At 61.5% G+C, this 7,457-nt stretch carries 8 protein-coding genes; 4 read left to right on the top strand and 4 right to left on the bottom strand.

Features of this window, described 5'->3' with window-relative positions; all coding sequences use genetic code 11:
* A partial coding sequence (locus AC1DT3_RS08430; RefSeq protein WP_477464803.1) for a PQQ-dependent sugar dehydrogenase occupies positions 1-371 on the bottom strand: 371 nt, incomplete at its 3' end.
* 201 nt (positions 372-572) lie between these two features.
* Here AC1DT3_RS08430 and AC1DT3_RS08425 point away from each other — a divergent pair.
* The 4 genes from AC1DT3_RS08425 to AC1DT3_RS08410 all read left to right on the top strand — a co-directional run bounded on the left by AC1DT3_RS08425 (position 573) and on the right by AC1DT3_RS08410 (position 4,700).
* The gene (locus AC1DT3_RS08425) at positions 573-1,478 is read left to right on the top strand and encodes a LysR family transcriptional regulator (protein ID WP_477464804.1); all 906 of its coding nucleotides are present in this window, start codon (positions 573-575) and stop codon (positions 1,476-1,478) included.
* Positions 1,479-1,648: 170 nt separating this feature from the next.
* The gene (gene wrbA, locus AC1DT3_RS08420; RefSeq protein WP_477464802.1) at positions 1,649-2,251 is read left to right on the top strand and encodes an NAD(P)H:quinone oxidoreductase; all 603 of its coding nucleotides are present in this window, start codon (positions 1,649-1,651) and stop codon (positions 2,249-2,251) included.
* A gap of 3 nt (positions 2,252-2,254) precedes the next feature.
* Entirely contained in the window at positions 2,255-3,931 is a 1,677-nt protein-coding gene (locus tag AC1DT3_RS08415) for an amidohydrolase (protein WP_477464801.1), read from the top strand.
* A gap of 97 nt (positions 3,932-4,028) precedes the next feature.
* Complete coding sequence (locus AC1DT3_RS08410) at positions 4,029-4,700, top strand: DsbA family oxidoreductase (protein ID WP_477464800.1); 672 nt, start codon at positions 4,029-4,031, stop codon at positions 4,698-4,700.
* A gap of 255 nt (positions 4,701-4,955) precedes the next feature.
* Here AC1DT3_RS08410 and AC1DT3_RS08405 read toward each other — a convergent pair whose 3' ends face one another.
* The 3 genes from AC1DT3_RS08405 to AC1DT3_RS08395 all read right to left on the bottom strand — a co-directional run.
* On the bottom strand, positions 4,956-5,885 hold the full coding sequence (locus tag AC1DT3_RS08405) for an electron transfer flavoprotein subunit alpha/FixB family protein (protein ID WP_477464799.1): 930 nt from the start codon (positions 5,883-5,885) through the stop codon (positions 4,956-4,958).
* Between the two features lie 19 nt (positions 5,886-5,904).
* Complete coding sequence (locus tag AC1DT3_RS08400) at positions 5,905-6,654, bottom strand: electron transfer flavoprotein subunit beta/FixA family protein (RefSeq protein ID WP_477464798.1); 750 nt, start codon at positions 6,652-6,654, stop codon at positions 5,905-5,907.
* Positions 6,655-6,761: 107 nt separating this feature from the next.
* Positions 6,762-7,457, bottom strand: a 696-nt coding sequence (locus tag AC1DT3_RS08395) for a rhomboid family intramembrane serine protease (protein ID WP_477464797.1), incomplete at its 5' end; no start/stop codon positions are given.

The raw sequence follows: 7,457 nt of genomic DNA, 5'->3' as shown, positions 1-7,457 counted from the left end.
ATCTGGTCTCGGCCGGATCCATCTGGCCTATCCGGCGTGGTATAGTTGACGTAGCATTTCCCGTTCTGAGCGAACTGAGGATGAAAGGCGAAGCCCAAGAGGCCCGCTTCGGTGTTGTTGTTGACGAGACCCCCCAGGTCCAGAAACGTTTCAGGATCAGCCTGCGGATCGCTCAAGTCGTAGATCTTGACGACGCCCCCTTGCGAACCGACGAAGAGGCGTCCCGTGTCACCGACTGGCGCAGTCGCGAAGACGGGACGATACAGATCGGATGCGATTTTCTCTCCGACCGGGGTGTAGCCGTAGATCTCATCGTTTTCGCTGCCGCCGGAAATTCGATCGGACCCGGATGTGCCGTAGGTGATTGCCATTTCGGATGCCCCAGAATTGCGTGCCTATGAAATAGTTGTCGCTGCCCCTGGCTCTGATTTGCCAGAACGCTCGCAGGTCGCCGAAAAATCTGAAATATATCTATAGTGCTCGACAAAAACGGTCCCCGTGCGTTCCAACAGCAATGGGGCCGTGGCCGTGTCGTGCACCGGCACGTCGAACCACCCCTGTCGCAATCCACTATGGGCAATACAATGGATCAGCTTGGCGCGATGCGCTCCTTCAGGCGTGTGGTTGAGCGGGGAAGCTTCAGCCGAGCTGCGGAAGACCTTGCGCTATCGCCGGCCGGCCTCGGAAAGCAGATACGTTGGCTCGAGGCTCGTCTCGGTGCAATTCTGATTCAGCGAACAACCCGGCGAATGGGGCTGACCGAAACGGGAAGAGCCTACTACGAGGAATGCTGCCGTCTGCTCGACGAGCTCGACGAACTCGAGCGGTCCATTTCGGCGGATACCGACCACGTATCGGGTCGCTTGAGGATCAACGCTCCTCTCTCCTTCGGGCTGACCGTCTTATCCCCGATCCTGCCTCGCTTCATGGCGTCGTATCCCGATCTCAAGATCGATCTGACCCTCAACGATCACCTTCTCGACGTCGTCGCGGCGGGCTTCGACATCTCGATCCGCGTCCGCTCCACGTTGAGCGACTCGTCGCTGGTCGCACGCAAACTCGCAGACGTCGAGCAGATCATCTGCGCCGCGCCGAGCTACCTGGCGGCGCGCGGAACCCCAAGAACCATCGACGATCTCCATCGCCACGACTGTCTTGCCTATACCCTGGCCGACAGTCCGGGGAGCTGGCAACTCGCAGGACCTGAAGGGAGCATCAGTATCGACATCCCTGCGAAGCTTTCCGCCAACAACAGCATCATGCTGCGCGATATGATTCTCGCGGGATCAGGCATCGGCGCCTTGCCTTCTTTCCTCGCAAGACCGTTGATTGCGAAGAAGGCCCTCATACCGGTGCTGGCGGATCATGTTTTCCCGAAACGGCATGTCTTTGCGGTCTACGCGACGAACCGGCATCTCCAACGCAAGGTCCGCGTGTTTCTCGACTTTCTCGCCGAGGCCATCGATCAGCACTTCTAGGTCTCCTAATCCGAGACCTTTCCCCGTCTCGCGGTCACGAGCCGATGCGACGCGACTTGTCGTTCACGCTCATTCTATCCGGCCAGTAAAAACTGTTCTGCCGCTCCGACCCTTTATCTGCGCGCGTTCACGGCGCTCTTCATCTGCACTTACAGCTGAGGAACTCAACGATGACGCGGATTCTCGTTCTCTACTATTCCACCTATGGCCATATCGAGACGATGGCCAACTCCATCGCCGAGGGCGCTCGCTCCGTCGAGGGTTGTGAAGTCGTCTTGAAGCGCGTGCCGGAGTTGATGCCGGACGAGGTCGCACGCGCCGCGGGCGCCAAGCTCGACCAAGCCGCTGCCGTCGCCGAGCCCAATGAACTCGCAGATTATGACGCCATCATCTTCGGGACCCCGACCCGCTTCGGCAACATGGCGGCGCAAATGAGAAACTTTCTCGACCAAACCGGCGGCCTCTGGGGGAAGGGCGCACTGATCGGCAAGGTCGGGAGCGTCTTCACCTCGACCGCCACGCAGCATGGCGGGCAGGAGAGCACCGTTCTTTCTTTTCACACCACCCTGCTCCACCACGGCATGATCATCGTCGGCCTGCCCTATAGCTTCCCGGGGCTCGTGACGCTCGATGAAATCACAGGTGGCTCGCCTTATGGCGCCAGCACGATTGCTGGACCTGACGGTTCACGTGCGCCGAGCGAAATCGAACGCGATGGCGCGCGCTTCCAAGGCAAGCACGTCGCCGAGATCGCCAAGAAGTTGCGAGCTTAGTCGATGCGCGACGCGCTGATCAGGGCTCTCGCCATCCTTGCGCTGGCAACGACTTCGACGCATGCAGAAAACACGACCGATAACAGCATTCTCTACCGCAATGCCAAAGTTCTCACGGTCGACCCCGCGTTCAGTTCGGCGCAGGCCCTGGTCGTGCGCGGCAATCGCATCCTCGCCGTTGGAACTGAAAGCGATATGACGGCAGCGGCCGGTCCGGACGCGGCAAGTGTCGATCTCGAAGGCCGAACGGTCATTCCCGGCCTGATCGATAATCACGTCCACGTCATCCGCGCCGCTGCAACCTGGGCCGAGGAGGTCCGCCTCGATGGTGCCACGACACGAGAGGATGCGCTCGCTCGCATCCGGCATAAGGCTGCGATAACGCCGAAGGGCCAATGGATCTACACGCAAGGGGGCTTCACGGATGCGCAGTTTGGTGACGGGCGGGTCTTTACACGTGCGGAACTGGATGAGGCGGCGCCGCACCATCCGATCTATCTGCAACACATGTATAGCCACGCCTACATCAACCTCGCGGCGGCAAAAATAGCGGGGCTGACAGGGCCTGCTTCCCAGATTCTCGCCGAGACCGGCGAAATGCCGACCGATGACGGCGGTCTCCCTCTCGGCGCGGTTGCCGGCAGGGCGATGGATCTCGTCATGCGAAAGTTGCCGTCCAGGACTCCGGAAAAGTCTCTCGCTGGCGCGGCTGCGGTCATGCGCGACCATGCCGCGACGGGGCTCACATCCATCTTCGACATGGGTGGCTTCGGAATCAGGGATGAAGACTATGCCCCCTTCGCCAAGTTGGCGGCTTCGGGCCAACTTCCAATTCGCGTCTTTCATACCCGTTGGTTTCGCAACGACAATGGCTCGCGCGGCAAGGAGGCCTTTGCGCGCGAGCTTCGTGAGATGAAACCCTTCTCCGGCTCGGCGCATTTTCGGCTGATCGGCGCGGGCGAGCTGATCTACATGCCGATGATGGACGCGATCGGTCAGCCCGGATCACCGCTTCCGATCCATCTCGCCGAATTCGAAGTCATCTTGCGCTCTCTTGCGAAAGCCGGCTGGCCGATGCGCATTCACGCGGAGAGCGACGTCACCATATCCCAACATCTCGATCTCATCGAGAAGATCGCCGCCGATACGCCGATCTCCCATTTGCGCTGGACCATCGAGCATGGCGATACGCTCTCCGAAGCTTCTCTCAAGCGCATGAAATCTCTGGGCATGATGGCCGCTTTGCACAGCCGGCCTGTTGTATTCGGGCGCCGACGTCTCATGGCGCTCGGCGACGAATCGCGAGGCATGCCACCGATCGACCTCGTTCGAAAGAGCGGTGTGCCGTGGGGGCTCGGTTCGGATTCCGTCATGGCCAACGTCTATAATCCCTTCGTCACGCTCGGGTGGGCCGTCACCGGCCAGGCGCTCGACGGCACCCTCGTCACCCAGCCGACATTGACGCGCGAGGAGGCGTTGATCGCTCATACGCGTTCGAACGCATATCTCCTGTTTTCCGAGAACGAGCTCGGCACGCTCGAGAAGGGAAAACTCGCGGATTTCGTGGTGCTGTCGGAGGACTACATGACGGTCCCCGTCGATCGCATTCGCCATATCAAAGCGGTCATGACTGTCGTCGATGGCAAGATCGTCCACGACGCGCGGGGCTCCAAGCCATGAAAGACGGCATAGCGACCTCGACATCCGTTCGGTTATCCCGATCCAAGTCCATCCATTCAATTGAAACCGTCATTACGATATCCAGGAGCGCAAAGCTGTGACCAAACAAGTTCTTAAGATCGATTTTTATCACGACGTCGTTTGCGGGTGGTGTTTCGTCATCTCGCCGCGGCTTCGCGAACTATGCGAAGAATTGCCGATCGAGGTGCGCCATCGCAGCTTCGTGCTCCAGGATTCGCGCGAGGAGATGATCAGCGCCTGGGGCTCGCTCGATCGCGCCAAGAGGGAGATCCTCGGCCATTGGGAAAAATGYCGCGAGGCCGACGACGACAAGAGCCGGATCGATGTCGAGGGAATGAGAGGACAATCTTTCGAGTATCCGTCAGGCATGATCGRCACGCTCGCCTGCAAAGCCGCCGAGACCCAAGGTGGACAATCCGCTCACTGGGACATGTTCGATGCCGTTCAGCGCGCTCATCTCACCGACAATCGCAATATCGGAGATGCGAATGTGCTGATCGACATCGCCAAAGAAATCGGACTGGACATCGATCGTTTCGGGCGCGATTTCCGCAGCGCGGAGACCCGTCAAAACGTCGAGGCCGACCGAGCACACGCCCGACGGCTCGGCATTCGGTCGATTCCGTCGCTGGTGATCGAAGACGCGGGAATCGTTCTCGGCACGGCACCGCTTGAGATCTTGAGGCAACAGCTTCTCTCAATCCTGCAGGGCCCTGTCCCTGACGACGTCATGCGGAGATCGGTGTGAGCATGGGTACCGGATCGGGAGGTCGAAAGCCCAAATGAATAAGCTCGTGCGGACKGCAGTTATTGCGGCATTGCCAATATTCGTGGCCGCCTGCTCGAATGCCAGCATACATTCACGCGGCGGTGCGCCACACGGCTACTTGGACAAGCCGGCCACAGCTGGCACGACGAAAGCTGCGTCCAGGTGGCCAAGCTATGGCATCGACGAACGCGGCAACGTGTATTGCCGCTAAATAGTCATGGCTACGGCAATCGCTCAGATCGTGGCATTGAGTTCCGGGAGGATTGTGAACAGATCCCCGACGAGACCGTAATCGGCGACTTGGAAGATGGGAGCTTCCTCGTCCTTGTTGATGGCGACGATGACTTTCGAATCCTTCATGCCGGCGAGGTGCTGGATGGCGCCGGAGATGCCGACTGCGATGTAGAGATCGGGCGCGACGACCTTGCCGGTCTGGCCGACCTGCCAATCGTTCGGCGCATAGCCCGCATCGACCGCGGCGCGCGAAGCGCCCATGGCCGCGCCGAGCTTGTCGGCGATCGGTTCGATGTATTTGGCGAAGTTCTCCGCCGAGGCGAGCGAGCGCCCGCCCGAGATGATGATCTTGGCCGAGGTCAGTTCCGGACGATCCGATTGGACGATCTCCTGGCCCTTGAACGTCGAGAGCTGCGGATCGGCCGCCGAGGCCACCGTCTCGATCGGAGCCGCACCGCCCTCTGCCGCTGCCGGGAAGGCGGCGGTGCGCACCGTGATCACTTTCTTGGCGTCGCTCGCCTGCACCGTCTGGATGGCGTTGCCGGCATAGATCGGCCGCTCGAACGTATCGGGCGCCACGACCTTGGTGACGTCGGAGATCTGCATCACGTCGAGAAGCGCCGCGACGCGCGGCAGGACGTTCTTTGCCGTCGTCGTCGCCGGCGCGACGATGGCGTCATAGGGACCCGCCAGCGAAACGATCAGCGCAGCGAGCGGCTCGGCGAGCTGATGCTCGTAGGCCGGACCGTCCGCCAAAAGCACCTTCTCGACGCCGGCCAGTTTGGACGCCGCCTCGGCCACCGCCTTGGCGTTGGCGCCCGCCACCAGCACGTGGACCGGGCTATTCAGCGCCGCGGCGGCGGAGAGCGCCTTGTGCGTCGCGTCCTTCAGATGAGCGTTGTCGTGCTCGGCGATCAGCAATGTCGTCATGGTCTAAAAATCCTCTCGCTCAGAGCACGCCGGCTTCGGTCTTCAGTTTCGCCACCAGCTCGGCGACCGAGCCGACCTTCACGCCGGCCTTGCGGCCGCCGGGCTCCGTCGTCTTCAGCACCTTCAGACGCGGCGTCACGTCGACCCCGAGCGTCTCCGGCGTCGTTTCGTCGATCGGCTTCTTCTTCGCCTTCATGATGTTCGGCAGCGACGCATAGCGCGGCTCGTTCAGGCGCAGATCCGTCGTCACGATGGCCGGCAGCTTGAGCCCCACCGTCTGCAGACCGCCATCGACCTCGCGCGTCACGTCGATGCTGCCGTCGCCGACATTGATCTTGAACGCGAAGGTGCCCTGCGGCCAGCCCAGCAACGCCGCCAGCATCTGGCCGGTCTGATTGGAATCGTCGTCGATCGCCTGCTTGCCGAGGATCACCAGATCCGGACTTTCCTGCGCCACGATCTTCTGCAGGATCTTGGCCACCCCAAGCGGCTCCACCGGCGTGTCCGTCTTGACCAGGATGCCGCGGTCGGCCCCCATCGCGAGCGCCGTGCGGATCGTCTCCGCCGCCTGCGCCGGGCCCACCGAAACCGCGACGATCTCGCTCGCCTTGCCCTGCTCCTTCAGACGCACCGCCTCTTCAACCGCGATCTCGTCAAACGGGTTCATCGACATCTTCACGTTCGCCAACTCAACCCCCGAGCCGTCCCCCTTCACACGGATCTTGACGTTGTAATCGACAACACGCTTCACTGGCACAAGAAGCTTCATAAATGGCCTCGCTGGAAAGCTCTGCTTCGGAGTTTCAGCCGTCGATCCGGCCCTCTCCGAAAGGGTGGGCTTGAATGTGGGGGACCCTAACGGGAGCGCTTCGATTGTCAACGCGAAGCGCGCAACTCCTGCGCTTTCACGCGAGCGAGAACGGGATCGAAGCGGTGGCGCATCAGCGGGATGAGCAGAACGCCCGCGAAGAAGCCGCCCACGTGGGCAAACCAGCCCACGGCCTCGTCGCCGCCGAGGAAAGCGGACGCGATCTGAAGCGCGATCCAGAAGCCGATCGCCCAGTAGGCGGGGAGATGCAAAGGAATTCCGACCCAGAACAGGGCCCAGATCCTTACGCGGGGATAGAGAATGAGATAGGCGGCGACGACGCCCGACACGCCACCCGAGGCGCCGATCAGCGGCCGGTGCGAGCCGGCGTTCATGTAGGCGTGCGCCATGGCGGCGGCCGTGCCGCAGAGGACGAAGAAGACCAGGAAGCGGACATGCCCCATGGCGTCTTCGACATTGTCCCCGAAGACCCAGAGAAACAGCATGTTTCCGGCCAGGTGGATCAGTGACACGTGCAGGAAAATGCTGGTGACGGGCGTCAGCATCAAGGGAACGTACGGGTAGCCGTCCGGCAAGATCTCCCGGCCGAACAACACGGAGGGGATGAGCCCCAGCCCGGCCACCATCGCATCCTCGCCGAGCGGGCCGTACAAAGCGAATAGATAGACACCGATGCAGGCGCCGATGACGATGCGCGTGGCGGCCGGAACCCGCATGTTCTTCAACGGAACACAACGGAACAC

This window comes from Microvirga sp. P4_G7, from assembly GCF_056401005.1.
The sequence above is the reverse complement of the archived record's forward strand: the minus strand, read 5'-3'. Positions and strand labels throughout refer to the sequence as shown.

Bases quoted from the DNA above. Each gene is read 5' to 3' on its own strand.
- AC1DT3_RS08405 (WP_477464799.1), bottom strand. From the start codon at position 5,885: ATGACGACATTGCTGATCGCCGAGCACGACAACGCTCATCTGAAGGAC.
- AC1DT3_RS08415 (WP_477464801.1), top strand. From the start codon at position 2,255: ATGCGCGACGCGCTGATCAGGGCTCTCGCCATCCTTGCGCTGGCAACG.
- AC1DT3_RS08425 (WP_477464804.1), top strand. From the start codon at position 573: ATGGGCAATACAATGGATCAGCTTGGCGCGATGCGCTCCTTCAGGCGT.
- wrbA (WP_477464802.1), top strand. From the start codon at position 1,649: ATGACGCGGATTCTCGTTCTCTACTATTCCACCTATGGCCATATCGAG.
- AC1DT3_RS08400 (WP_477464798.1), bottom strand. From the start codon at position 6,654: ATGAAGCTTCTTGTGCCAGTGAAGCGTGTTGTCGATTACAACGTCAAG.